The sequence below is a fragment of the Chitinimonas sp. genome, assembly GCF_036568685.1.
GTDB lineage: Bacteria > Pseudomonadota > Gammaproteobacteria > Burkholderiales > Chitinimonadaceae > Chitinimonas.
Map to the genome: position 1 here is coordinate 1 of NZ_DATCSC010000085.1, position 2,562 is coordinate 2,562.

The 2,562-nt window shown below is 63.0% G+C and carries 2 protein-coding genes; one reads left to right on the top strand and one right to left on the bottom strand.

What is annotated here, in order from left to right; all coding sequences use genetic code 11:
- A partial coding sequence (locus VIM95_RS12675; protein ID WP_331986179.1) for a glycoside hydrolase family 10 protein occupies positions 1–1,325 on the bottom strand: 1,325 nt, incomplete at its 3' end.
- A gap of 524 nt (positions 1,326–1,849) precedes the next feature.
- Between VIM95_RS12675 and rpoH the strand changes: the two genes are divergently transcribed.
- A partial coding sequence (gene rpoH / locus VIM95_RS12680; RefSeq protein ID WP_331986181.1) for an RNA polymerase sigma factor RpoH occupies positions 1,850–2,562 on the top strand: 713 nt, incomplete at its 3' end.

Here is a 2,562-nt window from a genome sequence, read left to right on the forward strand (position 1 = left end):
GCTGGCGGCGGCGTCGCATCCAGCCAGGGCGAAGCGGGTACCAAGGCGGTCTCGGCATAGGGGCCGGCCGTGAGCCTGCTGCGTATACCCTGCTTGTCCTGCATCAGCATGCCCAGGCCAAAATGGATGTGCCCACCAGCACCGGCACGCTGCCGTACCTGCGCGATCTGCTGCAGTATCTCGTCCGCCGGCCAGGGCCGGGCGGGTCCGGCCAGCCCGCTGGTGAAAAGGCCTGGCCAAATATGTCGTCGCAAGGCGTTCTCGGCCAGCCAGCCGTCCAGCAGGGTGCCGAAGGCCTGCGAGCTCTGTTTGCTGGGCCAATAGAGTTGCGGCGCCAGGTAATCCACCCAGCCCGCCCTCAGCCAGCGCTCCACATCGGCATAGAGTTTGTCGTACTGGCTAAAGCCGACAATGCCGGGTGCACGCCGGTCCGGACGCCCTAGCCCAAAGGGGCTGATGCCGAACTTCACCCAGTGCTTCTCGGCATGGATGCGCTCGTAGAGCTGCTCCACCAGCTGGTTCACGTTCTGCCGCCGCCAGTCTGCCTTTTCCAGGGTACCGCCATCCAGTTGGTAGCGGCGCCAGCTGCTCTCGTCCGGAAAGGGCAGTTCCTTCCCATTCGCGCCATTCACCGGGTAGGGGTAGAAATAGTCATCGATCTGCACCCCATCGATGTCATAGCGCCGTACCACATCGGCAATCACCGCCACCGTGTGCCGCACCGCCTCGGGCTCGCCCGGGTCCATCCAGCGGAATTCGCCATAGCGCTTGATCAGCTCGGGCGCGATCTTGGTGATGTGTTGGCTGTCCACGCGCGAGCGCGCCTGGTCATAGTGGGCACGGAAGGGGTTGAACCAGGCATGCAGCTCCAGCCCTCGCTTGTGCGCCTCTTCCACCCACAGCGTCAGCGGGTCGTAATAGGGCTCCGGCGCCTTGCCCTGCACCCCGGTCAGATATTCCGACCAGGGCTCCAGCTCGGAGGCGTACAAGGCATCCGCGGCCGGCCGCACTTGCAGGATCACCGCATTGAGCTTCATCGCCACCGCCCGGTCCAGGATGGCCCGCAGCTCCACCTGCTGCTGCGCGCTGGAGAGCCCCGGCCGGCTGGGCCAGTCGATATTGCCTATGGTCGTCACCCAGGCCGCCCGGAATTCGCGCGGCGCAGGCGGCGCTTGCAGCACCGATTCATCAGGGGTTTGTGGCGTCGCCGGCGATGGAATTCGCCGGACAGGCTCGCTACTGTCAGGCAGCTCGTTCCCAGGTTGGGACGGTGCCGGTACGGTGGCGCAGCCAGCCAGCCAGATCGCGGCAAGTACCGTCGCCATCCCTAGGCCGGACCAGCCCTGCAGAGCAGGTATCAGAGAAAAACAGAAGAAAGGGGCAAGACGGCGTCGCAACGGGTTCACCTGCAGGCAGGCCGCCTAGCTGCGGCCACGCGGGCGAGGATCGCATATCAGCCCGCCAGCCCCAAGCACTGTTGCACCTCACCAGCACTCAAGAAGACGCCCGCCAGCTCAATAAGCTCGCCAACCATTGCCGCGCTTAGATTTTATTTGAATAATTAATTTAGTTTTTATTCGATATATAGCATTAAAAGACAGCCGGTTTTCATGGCGCAAGTGACGATTTCTCCAACCACCACTCCTCGTAAACGTCCATTTCACAAGGCTTGCGCGCTCCACAGCCAGCGAGTCGTTGCGCTGCCGGGACGGCACCTATGCCTCCCACCCCGACGTCCTGCCTCATTCCGCCACTCACCACAGAACTTTCCACCCCCTTAGCACTCCATGGTTGAGAGTGCTAATATCAGTTCGCCCCCCAAATATGGGGGCGCAAAGGAGAGAAGTACATGACGACGATGACCCTACCTGTGATTGCCTCCGGCGACAGCCTGGACCGCTACATTCAGCAGATCAGCGCCATTCCGCTGCTCACGCAGGAAGAAGAGAGCGACCTGGCCAAGCGCCTGCACGAGCAGAACGACCTCGAAGCAGCCGGTAAGCTGGTGATGTCGCATCTGCGCGTCGTAGTATCCATCGCCCGCGGCTATGCCGGCTACGGCCTGCCGCAAGCCGACCTGATCCAGGAAGGCAATATCGGCCTGATGAAGGCGGTCAAGCGCTTCGAGCCCACCCGCGGCGTGCGCCTGTTCTCCTTCGCCGTACATTGGATTCGTGCCGAGATCCACGAATACATCCTGCGCAACTGGCGGCTGGTGCGTATCGCCACAACCAAGGCGCAACGCAAGCTGTTCTTCAACCTGCGCAGCATGAAGTCCAGCATGAACGCCCTGACCCACCAGGAGGCGCAACAGATTGCCGACGACCTGGGCGTGAAGCGTGAGGAAGTGCTGGAGATGGAAACCCGCATGAGCGGGCACGACGTGGCTCTGGTTGCCGAAGACGGCGACGAAGACAGCTACGCCCCCATCGACTGGCTGGCCGACAACGACAACGAACCGGTAGCGGTACTGGAACGTCGCGCCGTCGACTACCAGCACGGCGAGGGCCTGCAAGCCGCGCTGGACACGCTGGACGCCCGCAGCCGCCGCATCGTCGAAGC